The 18,352-nt window shown below is 65.7% G+C and carries 18 protein-coding genes; 6 read left to right on the top strand and 12 right to left on the bottom strand.

The window, feature by feature from the left end:
• The first annotated feature begins 264 nt into the window (after positions 1-264).
• Together PXJ20_RS20515 and PXJ20_RS20510 are read left to right on the top strand one after the other, a co-directional pair.
• Positions 265-1,428: a porin gene (locus PXJ20_RS20515; protein ID WP_126878662.1), complete on the top strand. Its 1,164-nt coding sequence runs from the start codon at positions 265-267 to the stop codon at positions 1,426-1,428.
• Positions 1,429-1,645: 217 nt separating this feature from the next.
• A complete protein-coding gene (locus PXJ20_RS20510) occupies positions 1,646-2,050 on the top strand; it encodes a DUF6232 family protein (protein ID WP_126878663.1) in 405 nt (134 codons plus the stop codon).
• 71 nt (positions 2,051-2,121) lie between these two features.
• Here the strand turns inward: PXJ20_RS20510 and PXJ20_RS20505 are convergent, their stop codons facing one another.
• The gene (locus PXJ20_RS20505) at positions 2,122-4,575 is read right to left on the bottom strand and encodes a glycogen/starch/alpha-glucan phosphorylase (protein WP_421032064.1); all 2,454 of its coding nucleotides are present in this window, start codon (positions 4,573-4,575) and stop codon (positions 2,122-2,124) included.
• Between the two features lie 404 nt (positions 4,576-4,979).
• Between PXJ20_RS20505 and PXJ20_RS20500 the strand changes: the two genes are divergently transcribed.
• From PXJ20_RS20500 to PXJ20_RS20490, 3 genes are all read left to right on the top strand, one after another.
• Positions 4,980-5,207: a hypothetical protein gene (locus PXJ20_RS20500; RefSeq protein ID WP_026121566.1), complete on the top strand. Its 228-nt coding sequence runs from the start codon at positions 4,980-4,982 to the stop codon at positions 5,205-5,207.
• Positions 5,208-5,598: 391 nt separating this feature from the next.
• A complete protein-coding gene (locus PXJ20_RS20495; RefSeq protein ID WP_421032652.1) occupies positions 5,599-6,966 on the top strand; it encodes an MFS transporter in 1,368 nt (455 codons plus the stop codon).
• A gap of 243 nt (positions 6,967-7,209) precedes the next feature.
• Positions 7,210-8,061, top strand: coding sequence for a 3-hydroxybutyryl-CoA dehydrogenase (locus PXJ20_RS20490; protein WP_017775348.1), 852 nt, complete (start codon positions 7,210-7,212; stop codon positions 8,059-8,061).
• Positions 8,062-8,178: 117 nt separating this feature from the next.
• Here PXJ20_RS20490 and ltaE read toward each other — a convergent pair whose 3' ends face one another.
• The 3 genes from ltaE to PXJ20_RS20475 form a co-directional block, all read right to left on the bottom strand.
• Positions 8,179-9,183: a low-specificity L-threonine aldolase gene (ltaE, locus tag PXJ20_RS20485; RefSeq protein WP_421032063.1), complete on the bottom strand. Its 1,005-nt coding sequence runs from the start codon at positions 9,181-9,183 to the stop codon at positions 8,179-8,181.
• A gap of 189 nt (positions 9,184-9,372) precedes the next feature.
• Positions 9,373-10,149, bottom strand: coding sequence for a peptidoglycan DD-metalloendopeptidase family protein (locus PXJ20_RS20480; RefSeq protein WP_233411691.1), 777 nt, complete (start codon positions 10,147-10,149; stop codon positions 9,373-9,375).
• A gap of 108 nt (positions 10,150-10,257) precedes the next feature.
• Positions 10,258-10,569 (bottom strand): cupin domain-containing protein, encoded by a 312-nt coding sequence (locus PXJ20_RS20475; RefSeq protein ID WP_421032062.1) that lies wholly within the window; start codon positions 10,567-10,569, stop codon positions 10,258-10,260.
• Between the two features lie 268 nt (positions 10,570-10,837).
• On the opposite strand from PXJ20_RS20475, the gene PXJ20_RS20470 reads away from it, so the two are divergent.
• Positions 10,838-11,155: a hypothetical protein gene (locus PXJ20_RS20470; protein WP_017775344.1), complete on the top strand. Its 318-nt coding sequence runs from the start codon at positions 10,838-10,840 to the stop codon at positions 11,153-11,155.
• Positions 11,156-11,310: 155 nt separating this feature from the next.
• Here the strand turns inward: PXJ20_RS20470 and PXJ20_RS20465 are convergent, their stop codons facing one another.
• The 8 genes from PXJ20_RS20465 to PXJ20_RS20430 all read right to left on the bottom strand — a co-directional run bounded on the left by PXJ20_RS20465 (position 11,311) and on the right by PXJ20_RS20430 (position 18,273).
• Positions 11,311-11,637, bottom strand: a complete 327-nt coding sequence (locus PXJ20_RS20465) for a DUF4148 domain-containing protein (RefSeq protein ID WP_017775343.1) — start codon at positions 11,635-11,637, stop codon at positions 11,311-11,313.
• A 198-nt stretch (positions 11,638-11,835) separates the two neighbouring features.
• Entirely contained in the window at positions 11,836-13,245 is a 1,410-nt protein-coding gene (gndA, locus tag PXJ20_RS20460; RefSeq protein WP_017775342.1) for an NADP-dependent phosphogluconate dehydrogenase, read from the bottom strand.
• A gap of 170 nt (positions 13,246-13,415) precedes the next feature.
• A complete protein-coding gene (locus tag PXJ20_RS20455) occupies positions 13,416-14,018 on the bottom strand; it encodes a pyridoxamine 5'-phosphate oxidase family protein (RefSeq protein ID WP_413215130.1) in 603 nt (200 codons plus the stop codon).
• A gap of 118 nt (positions 14,019-14,136) precedes the next feature.
• Entirely contained in the window at positions 14,137-15,000 is an 864-nt protein-coding gene (locus tag PXJ20_RS20450) for an NAD-dependent protein deacetylase (protein WP_199542307.1), read from the bottom strand.
• Positions 14,997-15,245, bottom strand: coding sequence for an oxidoreductase-like domain-containing protein (locus PXJ20_RS20445; RefSeq protein WP_126878674.1), 249 nt, complete (start codon positions 15,243-15,245; stop codon positions 14,997-14,999). Before PXJ20_RS20445 ends, PXJ20_RS20450 begins: the two co-directional genes overlap by 4 nt.
• A gap of 91 nt (positions 15,246-15,336) precedes the next feature.
• Positions 15,337-15,936 carry a class I SAM-dependent methyltransferase gene (locus PXJ20_RS20440; RefSeq protein WP_421032651.1) on the bottom strand — a complete coding sequence of 200 codons (600 nt, stop codon included), beginning with the start codon at positions 15,934-15,936 and terminating at the stop codon, positions 15,337-15,339.
• Positions 15,937-15,978: 42 nt separating this feature from the next.
• Complete coding sequence (locus PXJ20_RS20435) at positions 15,979-16,776, bottom strand: SDR family oxidoreductase (protein ID WP_126878677.1); 798 nt, start codon at positions 16,774-16,776, stop codon at positions 15,979-15,981.
• Between the two features lie 60 nt (positions 16,777-16,836).
• On the bottom strand, positions 16,837-18,273 hold the full coding sequence (locus PXJ20_RS20430) for a DUF2252 domain-containing protein (protein ID WP_421032061.1): 1,437 nt from the start codon (positions 18,271-18,273) through the stop codon (positions 16,837-16,839).
• Positions 18,274-18,352 lie beyond the last annotated feature (79 nt).

The following is an 18,352-nucleotide window of genomic DNA, read 5'->3' as shown; positions in this document are numbered from 1 at the left end:
TTTCCCTTCGCTGACTCGCGGTGGTTGCACGCGCAAACGCTTGCGCGCCGCTGCGCAGTCTCGTTCTGCACGATTCAGTCGCGCTCTTGTCCCGCGCCTCGCTGCCTATGCGACGCCATCGCTATGTAGCGTCCGCACCACAACTCCCTCCGAAATTCTTGCTGTCACATTCCTTTCGTTGCCGGCCCTTACATTGCAGCCCGTCGCATGACCTGCCGAAGATCAGGTGCGGCTATTGCATTCTTTTCTCCTGGAGAACACGCCTTGAACAAGAAAGTCTTGACCGCCGCTATTCTCGCCACGCTTGGCGGCACCGCCCACGCTCAAAGCAGCGTGACGCTGTACGGCCTGATCGACGCCGGTATCAGCTACGTGAACAACAGCAAGACCTCCACGGGCAGCGACAAGCTGTTCAAGTACGACGACGGCGTCGCGCAAGGCAGCCGCTGGGGCCTGCGCGGCACGGAAGACCTGGGCGGTGGCCTGAAGGCGATCTTCGTGCTCGAAAACGGCTTCAACAGCGGCAACGGCACGCTGGGCCAGGGCGGCGCGATGTTCGGGCGCCAGGCGTTCGTGGGTCTGTCGAAGACCGACGTCGGCTCGCTGACCTTCGGTCGCCAGTATTCGTTCACGACCGACTACCTGGGCGGCAGCTACTCCACGGGCGGTCTGACGGCAGCGGGCAACTATGCCTACCACGTCAACGACATCGACCAGCTCACGTCGAGCCGCATCAACAACGCGGTCAAGTTCAGCAGCGCGAACTTCGCAGGCTTCACGTTCGGCGCGTTGTACGGCTTCTCGAACCAGGCCGGCGCATTCGCGGGCGCGCCGCAGACGGGCACGACGGCCAACCCGGTCGCCGGTTCGTCGCGCGCATACAGCTTCGGCGCGAACTACGCCGCGGGTCCGCTCGGCATCGGCGCGGCCTATACGGACATCCGCTTCCCGAGCCAGGCGTCGCCTGCGTTCACGACGGCGATCTTCGGCATCAACACGGGCACCATCAAGGACCTGCGTTCGTTCGGTATCGGCGCGCGCTACGCGTTCGGCCCGGCCACGCTGTGGGCCCTGTGGACCAACACGCTGCTCTCGCCCATCACGGGTTCGTCGACGATGTACAACGCCTACGAATTCGGCGGCAAGTACGCGTTCACGCCGGCACTGTCGGCGGCTGCGGGCTACACGTACTCGCGCTCGTCGGGCCTCTTCTCGGCGCACTGGAACCAGGTCAACGCCGTGGTGGATTACGCCCTCAGCAAGCGCACGGACGTGTACCTGCTCGGCGTCTACGAGCAGGCTTCGGGCCACCTCGCGAACGGCACGCAGGTGCCGGCGCAGATTGGTTCGAGCACGAGCTACTTCAACACGTCCGGCACGTCGGACAACCAGGTTGCCGTGCGCGTGGGGATTCGCCACAAGTTCTAAGCGGCACATCTTGCCGGCGGCGCACGCGCTACGCGGTGCGTCGCCCATGCATCAGCAGAGCGCCCTTCGGGGCGCTTTTTTTTGCGCGGCTCGCGTTCTTTTCGGGCGGCGGTGCGCTTCTTACGGTCTCCATCGCGCTTCTGGTACCCTTCGCCCTTCCGGCTCATGCAGCACTCGCATGCAGCGCTTTCAGGCATTGGGTAACGAAGCAATGGCAATGGATACTCCTTTCAACGAACGCGGCGTCTCCGTCACGCGCAACGCAATCTCCGCGGCCGGGCAGGTCTTCACGTTGCGTGACGTGCGCGACGTGCGGGTCATCACGGTGGGCAAGAACCGTGTCGTACCGACGGTCATCAGCCTGTGCGGCGTGGCCGTTGCCATCGCGGGCGGCTGGTTCGGCACGGCGGCCGCGCTCGTGTGCGGCGCCATGCTCGTGGTGGTGGGCGGGCTCGCATGGACGACCCAGGACGTGACGCATCGGCTCATTGTCGCGACCGCGGCGGGCGATCGCGAAGCGGTGTCGAGTACGGATGCCGATTTCGTCGCACGCGTGGAGCGCGCGGTGAAAGACGCGCTGGCTGCTGCGAAAACGCAGCAGCAACAGCAACAACAGCAGTAACGAGAGCCGCAGCGGCGACGCCCCGGCCGTGGCGCCTCGCCCCCGCGGCGCCACAATCGCCTCAGCAGATCTCAGCCCCTCTCCAGCGGCTTCACGCGCCAGATGTCGCGCGCGTACTCGGCAATCGTGCGGTCCGACGAGAAGAAGCCCATGCCGGCCACGTTTTCGATAGCACTTTGGTCCCAGGCGCGCGAATCGCGAAAACGGCGATCCACCTCTTCCTGGGTCTTCGCGAACGACGCGAAATCGGCCAGCACCATGTAGTGGTCGCCCCAATCCACGAGCGTGTGGAAGATGTCCGAAAAGCGCAGCGGATCGCCGGGGGAGAAGAAGCCGGTGCGAATCTGGTCGAGCGCCGTGTGCAGTTCGGCGTTTTCTTCGTAGATCTGCCGCGGCCGGTAGCCGCCGGCGCGCAGGTCGTCCACTTCGTCGGAGGAGTGACCGAAGATGAAGATGTTGTCCTTGCCCACCGCGTCGCGAATTTCGATGTTCGCGCCGTCGAGCGTGCCGATGGTGAGCGCGCCGTTCAACGCGAGCTTCATGTTGCCCGTGCCCGAGGCCTCGGTGCCCGCCATCGAAATCTGCTCCGAAAGATCGGCCGCCGGAATGATCAGCTCGGCCACGCTCACGCCGTAGTTCGGCACGAACACCACCTTCAACCGGTCGCCCACCGCGGGGTCGTTGTTGATCTTTGCCGCGACGTCGTTGATGAGCTTGATGATGGTCTTCGCCATGCGATACGCGGACGCCGCCTTGCCGGCAAACATCACCACGCGCGGCACCCAGTCGCGCTGCGGGTTCTCGCGAATGCGGTTGTAGCGCACGATCACGTGCAGCACGTTCAGCAACTGGCGTTTGTATTCGTGAATGCGCTTCACCTGCAGGTCGAAGAGCGCGTCGGGGTCGAAGGACACACCCGTCTGGTGCATGAGCCGATGCCCAAGGCGTATCTTGTTTTGCCGCTTCGCTTCGCGGAACGCCTCAATGAACGCAGGGTCGTTGCGCAGCTCGCGCAGCTTCGCGAGTTCGAACAGATCGGTGCGCCAGTGCGTGCCGATCTGCATGTCGATCAACGACGAAAGCGAGGGGCTTGCCTGCGCAAGCCAGCGCCGCGGCGTGATGCCGTTGGTGACGTTGGTGAAGCGCTCGGGGTACATGCGCGCGAAGTCCGCGAAGATGTCGCGCGTCATCAGTTGCGAATGCAGCTTCGATACGCCGTTCACCTTCTGGCTCGCCACGATCGCGAGATGCGCCATGCGCACGCGCCGCTGCCCGTATTCGTCCACGAGCGAAATGCGCCGGATCAGATCGACGTCGTGGTCCGAATGCTCGCTCACCTGCTTGAGGAATTCGGCGTTGATGTCGAAGATGATTTCGAGGTGACGCGGCAGCAGACGCGCGAGCAGTTCCACGTCCCACGTTTCGAGCGCCTCGGGCATGAGCGTGTGATTGGTGTACGAGAACATCTCCTGCACGTGGGCAAGCGCCTTGTCCCACGGTACGTGATGCACGTCGACCAGCAACCGCAGCAGCTCGGGAATGGCGAGCACGGGGTGCGTGTCGTTCAGGTGCACCGCGACCTTCTCGGAAAACCGGCCAAAAGTGCTGTGCGTGCGCAGATAGCGGCGAATCAGATCCTGCATCGTCGCGGAGACGAAGAAGTACTCCTGGCGCAGACGCAACTCGCGCCCGGCCGGCGTGGAATCGTCGGGATACAGCAGCCGCGAGACGTTCTCCGACGCGTTGCGCGCTTCCACCGCGCGCTGATAGTCGCCCTGGTTGAACGCGAAGAGATCGAACTCCTCCGTGGCGCGCGCGGACCACAGGCGCAGCGTGTTCGTCGCGCTTGTCGCGAAGCCCGGAATCACGGTGTCGTAGGCCATCGCATTCACGTGCTGCGTGTCGATCCACTCAATGCGGCCTTCGCGCTGCACCGTGCGCCCGCCGAAGTGCACCACATACTGAACCTCGGGCCGCGGGAATTCCCACGGGTTGCCCGCGCGCAGCCAGTAGTCGGGCGCCTCCACCTGTTCGCCGTCCACGATCTCCTGGCGAAACATGCCGTACTCGTAGCGAATGCCGTAGCCGAAGCCCGGAATGCCGAGCGTCGCCATCGAATCGAGAAAGCACGCGGCGAGCCGGCCAAGGCCGCCATTGCCGAGCGCGGCGTCGGGTTCGAGATCGGTGAGCGCTTCCATGTCCACGCCGAGACTGGCGAGCGCTTCTTTCATGGGGTCGTATATGCCGAGCGCGAGCAGCGCATTCGTGAACGTGCGGCCGATCAGGAATTCCATCGACAGGTAATAGACCCGTTTCGCATCCTGTTCGTACTGCATGCGCGTGGTCTTCATCCAGCGCGCGACGAGCCGGTCGCGCACGGCGAGCGCTGCCGCGTGGAGCCAATCTTGCGGACGCGCTGCCACGGCGTCCTTGCCGACACCGTACATGAGACGGTTTGAAATGGAGCGCCGCAGCGCCTCGACGGTACTGTTGAGCTGGTCGAACTCCAGATCCACGGTCGTCATCGAAACCTCCCGGAAAAACGATGCGGCTTCCTGCACGCGAATGCCGTGCCAGCAAGGCGGGCGGGGGAAACCGGTCCGACGGGTAAATATGCAGAGTAGGACATTTTGCGCAGTGGAGTGCAGCGAGGGCGATGCATGCCACGGTAAGCCGCAGCGCAACGCAAGGGGGACGTAACGCGAAGTGCATGCGCCGTGCGCCAACATGAAACGCATTGCCATGCAATGCAATGCCGGTGCTGACGAGTGTCATCGCACGATGCACTGAGTGGCACGGACTGCACTGGCCCATGCACGATGCATGCTGTACCGCGCCCGCGTGCAGTACAGTGCAACAGAGTGCACAGCGCGTTGGCCCGCAGCTTGCGAACGCCCGATGGACGAAGCCGGAAAAAATGGAGGCCACCATGAATGCAGCCTTGACCCTGGGGATGCTTCACGCACAGGAACTGTTGCTGGTGTCGGTGATCCGCGCACTGCCGCCCGAAACGCGACGCCGTATCGCGGACGAGTTCCAGGCACAGGCCGAACTCGCCGAGACGCCGCACCCCAGCTCCTCCCGCGACCGCGAGACCGACGACGCATTCAAGGCCCACGTCCGCAAACTGTCGATCCTGCTGGCATCGCTTTCCTGAGGCAACGCTGCGGGTACCGCGCGAACCCACGTCACGACGCCGCCAGAGCGGCTCCGCGAGACGTCAACCCGCGGCGTCCGCCCGGCGTTCCCCGCCTTTCCTGAAGACTGAAACGAGCGAATGGCCGGTAGCACGTCCGCTGCGGTGCCAGTTCGAAGGCGCTAGCCGGAACAGACCGTTAGTTGTGTTATTGCACCGTAAGCCTTGCCCCTTGTCTGGCGGGCCCTCCGGGCTCCGCAGCCTGCCTTTGAAGCGTTCACTGCACGATCACGGCGCCTCTGTAACAATCGCGTGACGGGCTGCCGGCGGGCCGCCGGCCCCAGCCACCGACGAGCCCATCTTGTCCGATACCTCCGCTACCCCAGCCCGCACCGACGATATCGACGAACCGATGTCCGGCAAAAAGCGCCGCGCAATGGCCGCCATCATGCTGGCGGTCGCGCTCGCCACGCTGGACACGGCCATCGCCAACACCGCGCTGCCGGCCATCGCGGCCGACCTGCACGCCGCGCCTGCGGCGTCCGTGTGGATCATCAACGCCTACCAGCTCGCCATGGTCGCGACGCTGCTGCCGCTCGCGGCGCTGGGCGACATCGTTGGACACCGGCGCGTGTACATCTCGGGGCTCGCCACCTTCACGGTCGCGTCGCTCGCCTGCTCGCTCGTTTCCACGCTGCCGATGCTCGCCGCCGCCCGCATTCTCCAGGGCCTTGGCGCAAGCGCGATCATGAGCGTCAACATCGCGCTGATCCGCTCGCTCTACCCCGCGCATCGGTTGGGCCGCGGTGTGGGCATGAATGCGCTCGTGGTGGGCGTGTCGTTTGCCGTGGGACCGACCGTGGCGTCGCTGATTCTCTCGTTCGGCGCGTGGCCCTGGCTCTTCGCCGTCAACGTGCCGCTCGGCGTCGTGGCGCTGGCGTTCGCGCTTCCCGCGCTGCCCGCCACGCCGCGCGGCAGCCATGCTTTCGATCCGCTCGCCGCGTTGCTCAACGTGATCACCTTTGCCGCGCTGATCTTCGCGCTGGGCGAAGCGGCGCAGCGTGCGCCCGCGCCGCGCGTGCTGATTGCGGGCGCCATCGCGATCGTCTTCGGCTGGCTGTTGATGCGCCGTGAAGCAGGGCACCCCGCGCCGATGCTGCCCGTCGATCTGTTCCGGCGGCCCGTATTCGCGCTCTCGGCGCTCACGGCGGTCTGCTCGTTCGCAGCGCAGGGGCTCGCGTTCGTTTCGCTGCCGTTCTATTTCGAGGGCGTACTTCATCGCAGTCAGGTGGAAACAGGCTTTCTCATGACGCCGTGGCCCGTGGTGGTCGCGCTTGCCGCGCCGTTCGCGGGGCGTCTTTCCGACCGCTACCCGCCCGGTCTGCTCGGCGCCATCGGGCTTGCGGTGCTGAGTGCCGGCATGGCCTCGCTCGCGCTGCTGCCCGCCTATCCGACGGTGCACGAGATCGGCATTCGCATGGCGATCTGCGGCGCGGGCTTCGGCTTTTTTCAGTCGCCCAATCTGAAGGCCATCATGTCGAGCGCGCCGCCCGGACGCAGCGGCGGCGCAAGCGGCATCATCGCGACTTCGCGGCTGCTCGGGCAGACCACCGGGGCAGCGCTCGTCGCGCTCAGTTTCAGCATGGCCGGCCGTCATGGGCCCACGCTTTCGCTCGCGGCCGGCGCCGTATTCGCCGGCGCCGCCGCGATTGCGAGCGGCTTGCGGCTCTTCGCGCCGTCGCATCGCCTCGGCACGCCGGTCGGGCCGACGGGTCGCTAGAAGGCAGCCGTCAGGCGATAGCGGGTCGCCACGCGCGAGGCGAATCGGCGAACGTCCGCGCGCCCACCTTCTTCGTTTCGTTTGCGCGAGCCCCGTGGCTGCGCGCGCCTTCCGCTTGATACGATGAGCACTGGCAGCGGCGAGCGCATCGCCGCCCTCTTCTCCTCAGACATTCCCGGCACGGCGCGCATTTTTTTCGCGCCGGCTCAACAGAATCTCCAACGAAACTCAAAGGAAGCGAGCATGACTATCGAAACAGTGGGTGTGGTGGGCGCAGGCACCATGGGTAACGGCATCGCGCAGACAGCCGCCGTCGCTGGGCTCAAGGTGATCATGATCGACGTCACCGACGCCGCGCTCGCCAAGGGCGTCGCCACGCTGACGTCGAGCCTCGAGCGGCTCGTCGCAAAAGACAAGCTGGACGCCGCAACGCGCGACGCGGCGCTGGCCCGCATCGAGACGTCCACGGACTACCAGCGCCTCGCCGCCGCGGATCTCGTCGTGGAAGCCGCCACCGAAAACGTGGAGCTGAAGAACCGCATCCTGAAGCAGATCGAGGCGGTGGTGCAGCCTCACGCGATCATCGCGTCGAACACGTCGTCCATTTCGATCACCTCGCTCGGCGCCACGCTTGCGGACCCCACGCGCTTCATCGGCATGCATTTCTTCAATCCGGTGCCGCTTCTGCCGCTTGTCGAAATCATTCGCGGTCTGCAGACGAGCGCCGCGACGGCCGACTCCGTGCGCGAACTGACGGAGCGCCTCGGCAAGTCGCCGATCGGTGTGAAGAATTCGCCGGGCTTCGTGGTGAACCGCATCCTCGTGCCGATGATCAACGAGGCGTTCTTCGTGCTGGCGGAAGGCGTGGCGAGCGCGGAGGAAATCGACGCGGGCATGCGGCTGGGCGCCAACCATCCCATCGGGCCGCTCGCGCTCGCGGACCTGATCGGCCTCGACGTGTGCCTTTCCGTGATGGACGTATTCCTGAAGGACTTCGGTGATACCAAGTATCGTGCGTGCCCGCTGCTGCGCGAATTGGTCGCCGCGGGGCACCTGGGACGCAAGACGAAGCAGGGCGTCTATAAATACGACTGAGGGACGCGCTGACGTCTTCTTGCCCGTCAGCCTCATTAGCGGCAAGCGTTAGCCCGCAAAAAAACCGACGGGGCGCGCGTCGAGAAACCACACCGCGCGCCCCGCCCGCTCGCACAGTTAGCGTGCGAAATATCCCTTCACAGCCGCGACGAACGTGTCGATGTCCGCACGCGACACGTCGAGGTGCGTCACGAACCGCGACGCGTACAACATCTGCGTGAGGATGCCGCGTTCCTTGAGCCACGCTTCGAGCGGCGCGCAGTGTTCCTTCGGAAACTGCGCGAACACCATGTTCGTGGCCTGCGATTGCACCGTGACCTGATCGATGCTCGCGAGCCCGGCCGCGAGATGCTCGGCGTTCGCGTGATCTTCGGCAAGCCGCTCGACGTTGTGCTCGAGCGCATAGAGGCACGCGGCCGCGAGCACGCCGGCTTGACGCATGCCGCCACCCAGCACCTTGCGCCAGCGGTGCGCGCGCTCGATCAACTCGCGGCTCCCGACGAGCACCGACCCCACCGGCGCGCCGAGTCCCTTCGAAAAGCAGATCGAGACGGTATCGAACGGCGCCGTCAGCGTGCCGACCGGCTGCCCCGACGCGACCGCCGCGTTATAGACGCGCGCGCCGTCCAGATGCGTGGCAAGCCCATGTTGACGTGCGAGCTGCACGGCCTCGGTCACGTAAGCGGGCGGCAGCACTTTGCCGCCAATCGTGTTTTCGAGCGCGAGCAGGCGTGTGCGCGCGAAGTGATCGTCGATGGGCTTGATGGCGGCGGCGATTTTCTCGAGCGGCAGCGAGCCGTCCGCGGCATTCTCGAGCGGCTGCGGCTGGATGCTGCCCAGCACCGCGGCACCGCCGCCTTCGTATTTGTAGGTGTGCGCAGCCTGACCGACGATGTACTCGTCGCCGCGCGCGCAGTGCGCCATCAACGCCGCGAGATTGCTCTGCGTGCCGCTCGGAAAGAAGAGCCCGGCCTCCTTGCCCGCGCGCTCGGCCATGGTGTCCTGCAGGCGCTGCACGGTGGGGTCGTCGCCCCACACGTCGTCGCCCACCTCGGCGCGCATCATCGCGGCCTTCATGCCCTCGCTGGGCCGCGTTACGGTATCGCTACGCAAATCGATCATGCGTCATGTCCTCGTGACGGGTGCAAATGGTGAGACGGGCACACGCAGTGCCCATCGCACAGAGGAGAAAGTGTATTTCCAAACGAAAAGCGTTGCCACGCCGCAGGCGATGGACGCTGAGCTGGCGACGGCCGCGGCGCACGGTTCGCGCCGTATCGGGCAACGTCGGGCAATGCCTCGCGACGGAGATCAGCCGCCTTGCCGCGGCAGATAGCCGAGCGGATCGACAGGCTTGCCGTCGCGGCGCACTTCGAATTCGAGCGTGCCCGCGCCTTTCGCGTCGGCCCCCATCTCGGCGATGGCCTGGCCTTGCGCGACCGCGTCGTCTTCCTTGACGAGCAGCTTGCTGTTGTGGCCATAAGCCGTAATCAGCGAGTCGTTGTGCTTCACGATGACGAGCGGCCCATACGCCTCGAGCCCCGTGCCTGCGTAGACCACGCGCCCCGCGGCGGCCGCTTTCACCGTCTCGCCCTCGGTGCCGCCGATCACGATGCCATTCGTCTTGCCGGCCACGAACGGTTTCAGCACCGGGCCTTGAACCGGCCAGGCGAGCCGCACCGCCGGCGCCGCGTTGGCGCCTGCCATCCCGTTCGCGCCATTAGCAGCCGTGCCGGCACCCGGCGACATGGCCTGCGCCGCGGGCTGCGGCGCCACCCTCAGGACCTGGCCGGGCAGCGGTGGCACGTCCGCGGCAATGTGGTTCCAGTCTGCGATGTCCTGCTTGCGCTGGCCGAACGCCGCTGCAATGCCCGCTACGGTATCGCCAGGGTTGACGCGGTAATAGCCCGCGGGCACCGGCTGCTGTGTGCGCTGCACACTCGCGCTCGGGTAGGTGGGTTGCTGTTCCCAGGGCATCCAGCCGGTTGTACAGCCGGAAACGAGCACGACCGTTGCACCGGTGCTCGCCGCCGCCTTTGCCAGCGTCCTTGCCAGATCCATGCCCACGTTGCGCTGCTGTCGAATCATCGTTGTTGTCCTCCGCTCGCTGATGCCAACCCACATTCGATTGCCGCAAGCCGCGGTTCGTTCGCGCGAATTCACCGACCGGCGCCGTGGCCGGGGCCGGCGCCCGCGCTACACGCTGCCTTCCGACTCGATTACAAGAATTCTGGCTTCCCCAATGGGATGCGCGACGTGTTCGGTGCCCATCGACGCAAAGAAGATGTCGCCGGCTTCCAGCACCGTGCTCTGCTCCGCGCCGTTGTCGCGATAGCGCATCTCCACGCGGCCGTCCAGCACCGCGAACACCTCTTCGCCGTCGTTCACGTGCCAGCGGTACGGCTGGTCGGTCCAGTGCAGCCGCGTGGTGATGCCGTTCATGTTGGCGATGTCGAGCGCGCCCCATGCGCGCGGCGCCGTGAACGTCTTGCTGCGTATGATTTTCATGATGTGGGCGCTGAACGGCCCGGCTGCGTACGGTACCTGACCGGAGCGGCGCCAGGAACACGATGGGCAGACGGAACCGGCAAAGCTGATGAATGGAGAGCCCGATTATAGGGCGCATGCGCAACCGGCGTGCCCGGCGCGAGGTCGGCAACTGCGGCCGCAGGCGCATTGCATCACGAGACTGCTGGCCTATACTGGGTCCTGCTGCCCAGTTTCCCTCCACTCACCGTTTGCCACGTCGCAAGCCATATCGGTAAGGACCGCCAGCATGAACAAAGCCACTTTTCTGTCCGTGCAGTTGAACCTCGAGGATATTGCAGCGTCGCCCGGTCTCGTCGAATTGCTCAATACACACCTCGTCTTCGCAGCGGACGTGGCCGAAGCCGCCGACGAACTCGTCCAGCTCGCGAGCGTGGCCCGTCTGTCGGGCGGCGTGGAAGCGAAAGTCGAAGTGTCTGCGCTTGCCATCGAGCGTTTGCGCGATGCACTCGATACGCTGAGCGGGTACGACGAAACCTGGCTCTTTGCCCTCGAACCGAGCGAGGGCCTGTTCGACGATCTCACGCGGCGGCATACGCTGCATTGAAGGTTCTCGCATCGGCACAATGCCGGCGCGCCACCCCATAAAAAAACGCGGACCGGGTAACCGGTCCGCGTTTTTTCATTCCCTCTGACACGTTATCCGCGTCGCCTGCTTCCAGCCTGCGCTGCTACAGGCACCCGCCAGGCAGCGCAACTGCTTTAGTGCCCGAAGTACACGCCGAGGTTCGGCGCGGTCTTCGTCGCCGCGCTACCTGCTGCGGACGACCCCACCGTTTGCGCACCGTAACCGCTCGTGTCGGCTTGAGCCAGTTGGGCCTGCGCCGCGACACGCTGTTGGGCGGCCTGGATGTCGGCCGGGTAATCGACGCGGTCAGCCGCCGGGTTGTAGCCGGCCTTTTCGAGCTGGATCAGTTCGGCACGCACTTGCGCACGCGTCACAGGCTGGTTCGACTGCGCAAACGACGCCACCGGAGCGGCGAGCAGCGTGGCAACGGCAACTGCGGAAACAAAAGACTTTGCATTCATGATGACCTCCGAAACTTGTCTGTTTTGGCTGCCCGACACCCTGTCGTGCAGCGCTTGAAGACAAGTCTAGGCAAGACATCCTCTAGGGGAAACCCTTACTTTGACCAAAGTCTATTGTTCCAATCGCAATAATGAAGCCGAAAATGGCCGATTGAAACAATCGATTACAGCAATAGTCCGCGCCACCCGCCCGCTCCGTCACGCCCAATGCGCGTGGAAACTGCCCGGCTTGTCCACGCGCTCGAACGTGTGCGCACCAAAGAAGTCGCGCTGTGCCTGTACGAGGTTCGCGGGCAGACGCTCGGAGCGGTAGCCGTCGAAGTAGGCCACCGCGGACGCGAACGTGGGCACCGGCACGCCGGCCGTCACCGCGGCCACGACCACCTCGCGCAGCGCGCTCTGGTAGCGCGCCGCGATATCGCGGAAGTACGGATCGAGCAGCAGGTTGGCGAGCGCCTTGTCGTGGGCATAGGCGTCCGTGATCTTCTGCAGGAAGCGCGCGCGGATGATGCAGCCCGCACGGAAAATCTTCGCGATCGTGCCGTAGTCGAGATCCCACTTGTACTCGTCCGACGCGGCACGCAGTTGCGCGAAACCCTGCGCGTACGAGATCACCTTGCTCAGGTACAGCGCGCGGCGCACTGCTTCAACGAACGCGGCGCGGTCGCCCGAAAAGGGCTTCGCCTGCGGACCTTCGATCACTTTGCTTGCGGCCACGCGCTGCGTCTTCAGCGACGACAGCACACGCGCAAACACCGATTCGGTGATGAGCGGCAGCGGCACGCCGAGGTCGAGCGCGTTCTGGCTCGTCCACTTGCCGGTGCCCTTTTGCGCGGCGCGGTCGAGAATCACGTCGACGAGGTCCTTGCCCGTTTCGTCGTCCTTCTTGCGGAAAATCTTCGAGGTAATCTCGATCAGGTAACTATCGAGTTCGCCCTGATTCCACTCGGTGTAGACGTCGGCGAGTTCCGCGTTCGACAGCCCCGCCACCTGGCTCAGCACCGCGTAGCTTTCGGCGATCAGCTGCATGTCGCCGTACTCGATACCGTTGTGCACCATCTTCACGTAGTGGCCCGCGCCGTCCGGGCCCATGTAGGCGACGCACGGCTCGCCGTCGGGCGCCTTCGCGGCGATTTCGGTGAGGATAGGCGCCACGAGGTCGTAGGCTTCGCGCTGGCCGCCCGGCATGATGGACGGCCCCTTGAGCGCGCCCTCTTCGCCGCCCGACACGCCCGTGCCGATGAAATGAAAGCCCGCCTTCGCGAGTTCCTGGTTGCGGCGGATGGTGTCCTGAAACGGCGTGTTGCCGCCGTCGATCAGAATGTCGCCCTTGTCGAGCAGCGGCTTGAGCGCCGCGATGGTGGCGTCGGTCGGCTCGCCGGCCTTCACCATCATGAGGATGCGGCGCGGCTTTTCGAGCGAGGCCACGAATTCCTCGAGCGTGTGGGTCGGCACCAGCTTGCGGTCGGGGAATTCCGCGATCAGTTCGTCGGTTTTTTCGCGGCTGCGGTTATAGACCGAAACCGCGTAGCCCCGGCTCTCGATGTTGAGCGCCAGATTGCGTCCCATCACGGCCAGCCCTACTACGCCGATTGCCTGTTTGCCCATGTCGGTTCTCCACTTCAGAAAACGGGGATGCCGCGTGCGCGTTGCGCTCACTGCGCGGCGTCGAGGGTCAAAGGATAAGGGAAATGGCCGTTCGCTGCCCTCGCGTGCTCATCGACGGCAATTCGCGGGCCCGCTCAGGAGAGGTCTCAATACGGGCCTCAGCACGGGCCTCAGTACAGGCCCGTCTTCAGGCGCTCGGGCAGCTCGCGATCGTAGGCCACGGCATCGAAATCGTCGCGGATGCTTTTGATCATTTCGCCCGCGCTCGGCAGCAGCGAACGCTCGACGTGCTGCGCCGGGTCCCAGAGTTTCGAGCGCACCAGCGCCTTCGAGCAATGAAAGTAGACCGCATCGACGTCGATCATCACCACCGTGCGCGGCCGCTTGCCTTCCACGGCGAAGCTCTCGAGCAGCGCCTCGTCCGTGCTGATGCGCGCGCGCCCGTTCACACGCAGCGTCTCGCCCACGCCCGGCACGATGAAGAGAAGCCCCACGTGCGGCTGCGCGAGGATGTTGCGCAGACTGTCCACGCGGTTGTTGCCGATGCGGTCCGGCATGGCGAGCGTGCGTTCGTCGACGATGCGCACGAAGCCCGGCGCGTCGCCGCGCGGCGAGCAATCGAGCCCTTCGGGGCCCGCCGTCGCAAGCACGACGAAAGGCGAGCGTTCGATGAACTGCCGGTAGCTTTCGTTGACGTAGCGGATTTCCTTGCGCACGGACCGCTCATGCGGCTGACCGTAAAGCGCTTCCAGTTCTTCGAGTGTGGTGAGCATCGGCACGTCCTTGTCGTGATGGCAATGGAGTTGAGTTGGGAATCTGACGCGTTGCGGGCGCGTTACGGTGCCGTTGCAAACCTGCTGCAAACCCCGCGATGAGCCTGCTTCGAGCCCTCTATCCAGTAGCGGCCGCGAGTTGTCCCGCGAGCGCGGCCAGCGTCTCGCCGCACGGCGCCTCCACCTTCAACGCGAGCATCGGGTCCGCACGTGTCTTGCCGAGATTGATGGCCGCAACCGGCTTGCCCGCACGCTCGGCCCACACGCAGAAGCGAAAGCCTGAATACACCATGAGCGACGAGCCCACCACGAGTACCGCGTCGGCCGCATCGAGCGCGGCGCTCGCGGCTTCTACACGCGTGCGCGGCACGTTCTCGCCGAAGAACACGACAGCGGGCTTCAGCATGCCGCCGCAGACCTCGCACACGGGCACGCGAAACGCGGCGAGATCGGCCCATTCGATATGCGCGTCGCCGTCCGCAGCGGGTTCCGCGTTGGCGCCGGCAAAGGCCGGGTTGTCGCGCTCCAGGGTCTGCTGAAGCGACGCGCGCGAATACGCCGTGCTGCAGTCCATGCACGTCACGCCGCCAATGCTGCCGTGCAGCTCGATCACGTTCGCGCTGCCCGCGCGCTGATGCAACCCGTCCACGTTCTGCGTGACGAGCGCGGCCACGTGTTGCGCCGCTTCGATGCGTGCGAGCGCGCGATGCGCCTCGTTCGGATGCGCGTGCGCGACCACGGGCCAGCCCACCATGCTGCGTGCCCAGTAGCGCTGCCGCGCCTCGTGCGAACCGACGAACGCCTGCAACGTGATGGGCGGCGAACGCTTCCATTCGCCGTTTTCGTCGCGATAGCCGGGAATACCGGAGTCGGTGCTGATGCCCGCGCCGGTCAGCACGAAAAGCCGCGGATGCCGGCGCACGAAGTCGTGGAGCGCCGCAAGTGCGGCGGGGTCGATGGCGGGAGACAGAAGGTCGGTCATGAGCGAGGCTTTACGCGCGGGGTTTTCTGCTGTGCCTCGTGCGCATGCTCCGCGTGAGCCGCTTGTCGCGCCTCCCACGCTGCGAGCGCGGCGCGGTAGCGCTCGCACGCCTCGTCGTAGAGATCGAAAACGCAGGGCGCGCAGCCGCCGCGACAACAATCGTCATCGGTGGGGCGCAGAGGTGGTTGCGGACGAGGATCGTCGGGGTGCAGGCAATCGTGCACGGCAGACAAACGAAACGGCATGAACGCGATCGCGCCAGTATACGGGAGCGCCGCTGATCGCGCAGACGGCGCCGCTGCTGTCACGCGCCCGCGCCGTCTGCCTGCCGTGCCGTCACGCCGTGCCGCCCTTGCGCACGATGAGCCGATGAATACGCTTGCCCGACGATGCGCTTACCTCCTCGCGGTCGAACAGCACGGTGTCGTCGGCGCTCAGTGCGTCGAGCACTGCGGCCTTGTCGAAGGCAGCGTAGAGCCGTCCGTTGCCGTCGCGCTGCGAGGCGTCCGCGGTCACGCGCCAGCTCAGGTAAACCGTACCGCCCGCATGCGTGATGTCGAGCAGCCGCTGCACGGCAGGCGTTACCGCCGCGGGCTCGAGATGCATGATCACGGTCTCGCACAACACGTTCTCGTAAGCACCCGATGCGACGTTCGCGAGTTCGGGCAACACCGCGTGCTCGAAGCGCAGCCCCGGGTGCAGCGCACGCGCCGCTTCGAGCAGCCCCTCCGATGCATCGAAACCGCACGCATCGTAGCCATGCGCCGCGAGCCACGCCGTGTCGCGGCCCGCGCCGCAACCCACGTCCGCCGTAGGCCCCGGCCTGAAGTAGCGCTCGAGCAACGCGTACATGTCGTCGGGCGCGGGCTGCGTGTGCCATTCCTGCGCGTACGCGGCCGCACGGGTGTCGTAAGCGTGTACGGTCTGTGTGTCCATCGTCATTGCTCTCCGTTGTTGTTATCGGTTCGCGCGGCGTGGTCAGCCGCGCCCCACGAACGGCATCTTCGTCGCCATGATGGTCATGAACTGCACGTTCGCGGCGAGCGGCAGTTCCGCCATGTGCAGCACCGCGTCGGCGACGTGCGAAACGTCCATCAGCGGTTCCACGGCGATTTCGCCGTTGGCCTGCGGCACGCCGCGCGCCATGCGCTCGGCCATTTCCGTGGCCGCGTTGCCGATGTCGATCTGCCCGCAGGCAATGTCGTACTTGCGTCCGTCGAGCGATACGGACTTCGTGAGCCCCGTAATCGCGTGCTTGGTCGCGGTGTACGCAATGCTGTTGGGTCGCGGCGCGTGCGCGGAAATGGAACCGTTGTTGATGATGCGGCCGCCGCGCGGCGACTGCGACTTCATCAACGCAAAGGCCGCGCGCGTACACAGGAACACGCCGGTGAGGTTCGTATCCACCACGGCACGCCAGACGTCGACGTCGAGTTCGTCGATCTCCACGGGCGGCCCGTTGCGTCCCGCGTTGTTGAAGAGCACGTCGAGCCGCCCATAGCGCGAACGAATGGTGTCGAAGAGATGCGCGACGCTTGCGGCATCCGCGACGTCGCAAGGCACGGCCAGCGCTTCCTGACCGAGTTGCTGCGCTTCGGCCACTAGCGCATCGAGCAGCGCGGCGCGACGCCCTGCCAGTACCACGCGATAACCGTGCGCGAGGAGACGCTTCGCCACGGCGCGCCCTATCCCGCTGCCCGCACCCGTGACGAGTGCAACCTTGCCTGCGCGCGGATCTGCCGCGCTGCCTTCATGACCCTGGACCTCTGTTCCCATGCTCACCTTGCCTTGTCTCCTTGATGTGATGCATACGATTGGCGCGTGCCGCGCATGACGTCATGCGGCGCGCGTGCGGGACATGCCTGCGGCGACGTCGTTTTCGCTTTGCGTTTCGAGCTTGCCGCTTCGGCACGCCGCAAGGAACACATCGTAGTCGTGCTCCGCCTTGTCTGCATAGACGCGCGCATACGCCGCGAGCGACTGCGGGAACTGATCGCTGCGGCCCATGTAGGCGGCAATCTCGATGGCCTCGCCGCTCGCCTTCGCATGCGCCCGCGCGAGCGCCCAGCCGCAGAGCCGCGCGTAGCTTTCAAGCAGCATGCTGTCGAACAGACCGACATTCGCGGCAAGCTTCCTGTCGCGCCATTCGCGCACATGGAAGGAACGCTGCGAGGCACGGGTGGTCCAGCCTGCAAAAACGTCTCTCGTAGCCTGCAGCAGATGCTGCGCCATCGCTACGCGCTCGCCGTCATGACGTGCGGGCAAGGCGCGTGGCGAGCCGGCATCGACGTATCGCGCAACGGCGGACGGGTGCGATTCCCTCGCCTGAAGAAAGAGCGGCTTGTCGTGATGATCGGTGCACAAGAGCACGAAGTCCCGGCTCGCGCCGTTCTCGACCTCGATCTGGAAAGCGAGATCCTGAAGCGTGAATTGATCGAGCAAGGCGCGCCGGTCGTGCGCCAGCGTCACGCGATACTGCTCCCACATCGGCTCGATCACGCTGCGCCAGTCTGCGCCCTCTTCGAACCCGCCCTCGTCGGGGGCGAACAACGGCGCGGCGTGCTCTGCGCGAAATAGCGTGGGCGGCGCGTTGCGCCATGCGAAGCCGTGCGCAGTGCGATCGACGAGCGAGCCGGGCGCGCTGCCATCCGCCCCCGCCGCGCCCTTTTCCAGAGCGCGCCGGATGGCGCGACGCGCCTCCGGTGCCAGCGCGCTTTCGATCATGTGGTCGAACGTGATCGTCTCGTGCCACATCTCGACGGCGCCGTATTGCGCGTACTGACGCATGCGGTCGCGATACTGCGCCACGGCGGCCAGCACCAGTTCTTCGGCCGCGCGGCTGGATAGCCGCCGCTGACGTGCCGCCAGCACGAGGCTCACAGCGAGGCGCTTCACGTCCCATTCCCACGGGCCTATCGCGGCTTCGTCGAACGCGTCGACTTCGAACGCCAGCTCGCGCCCGGCAGTGACGAAGCCGCAGAAGTTGAGCAGATGCGCATTCCCGCAGAGGGGCACAAGCATGCCGGTATGAGGCACGCGGCTCAGGTCATGCGCATGCAACGCCGCGCTGCCGAGAAAGAACGCGAGCGGCGACACCGCCATGCGGCCGTGATGCAGCGCCACGAACCGCGGTGCGTAGTGCGCGGCCTGCTCGCGCAGCGGCGCGAGCGGGTCGCGACTCAGATCGCCGATCTGACGGTGCGACGAACGCTTCATGTGTTCGCGCACGGCGCGGCCCTTCGCATGCCGGTACTCGATGGTGCTGCCTTTCATGCGGCTCTCCGTTGTGTTCGATGTCGTGCAGCGGATTAAACAGTGCAGCCGAAACCCGCGCAAGGGGACTCGCGCGCGT

The organism is Paraburkholderia sp. A1RI_3L, from assembly GCF_048957895.1.
Lineage (GTDB): Bacteria > Pseudomonadota > Gammaproteobacteria > Burkholderiales > Burkholderiaceae > Paraburkholderia > Paraburkholderia kururiensis.
This window is presented reverse-complemented; position numbering and strand designations above follow the sequence as displayed.

Bases quoted from the DNA above. Each gene is read 5' to 3' on its own strand.
- PXJ20_RS20480 (WP_233411691.1), bottom strand. From the start codon at position 10,149: ATGATTCGACAGCAGCGCAACGTGGGCATGGATCTGGCAAGGACGCTG.
- PXJ20_RS20445 (WP_126878674.1), bottom strand. From the start codon at position 15,245: ATGCCGTTTCGTTTGTCTGCCGTGCACGATTGCCTGCACCCCGACGAT.
- PXJ20_RS20450 (WP_199542307.1), bottom strand. From the start codon at position 15,000: ATGACCGACCTTCTGTCTCCCGCCATCGACCCCGCCGCACTTGCGGCG.
- PXJ20_RS20500 (WP_026121566.1), top strand. From the start codon at position 4,980: ATGAATGCAGCCTTGACCCTGGGGATGCTTCACGCACAGGAACTGTTG.
- PXJ20_RS20440 (WP_421032651.1), bottom strand. From the start codon at position 15,936: ATGGACACACAGACCGTACACGCTTACGACACCCGTGCGGCCGCGTAC.
- PXJ20_RS20490 (WP_017775348.1), top strand. From the start codon at position 7,210: ATGACTATCGAAACAGTGGGTGTGGTGGGCGCAGGCACCATGGGTAAC.
- PXJ20_RS20430 (WP_421032061.1), bottom strand. From the start codon at position 18,273: ATGAAAGGCAGCACCATCGAGTACCGGCATGCGAAGGGCCGCGCCGTG.
- PXJ20_RS20510 (WP_126878663.1), top strand. From the start codon at position 1,646: ATGGATACTCCTTTCAACGAACGCGGCGTCTCCGTCACGCGCAACGCA.
- PXJ20_RS20455 (WP_413215130.1), bottom strand. From the start codon at position 14,018: ATGCTCACCACACTCGAAGAACTGGAAGCGCTTTACGGTCAGCCGCAT.
- PXJ20_RS20465 (WP_017775343.1), bottom strand. From the start codon at position 11,637: ATGAATGCAAAGTCTTTTGTTTCCGCAGTTGCCGTTGCCACGCTGCTC.
- PXJ20_RS20475 (WP_421032062.1), bottom strand. From the start codon at position 10,569: ATGAAAATCATACGCAGCAAGACGTTCACGGCGCCGCGCGCATGGGGC.
- gndA (WP_017775342.1), bottom strand. From the start codon at position 13,245: ATGGGCAAACAGGCAATCGGCGTAGTAGGGCTGGCCGTGATGGGACGC.
- PXJ20_RS20470 (WP_017775344.1), top strand. From the start codon at position 10,838: ATGAACAAAGCCACTTTTCTGTCCGTGCAGTTGAACCTCGAGGATATT.
- ltaE (WP_421032063.1), bottom strand. From the start codon at position 9,183: ATGATCGATTTGCGTAGCGATACCGTAACGCGGCCCAGCGAGGGCATG.
- PXJ20_RS20505 (WP_421032064.1), bottom strand. From the start codon at position 4,575: ATGACGACCGTGGATCTGGAGTTCGACCAGCTCAACAGTACCGTCGAG.
- PXJ20_RS20495 (WP_421032652.1), top strand. From the start codon at position 5,599: ATGTCCGGCAAAAAGCGCCGCGCAATGGCCGCCATCATGCTGGCGGTC.
- PXJ20_RS20435 (WP_126878677.1), bottom strand. From the start codon at position 16,776: ATGGGAACAGAGGTCCAGGGTCATGAAGGCAGCGCGGCAGATCCGCGC.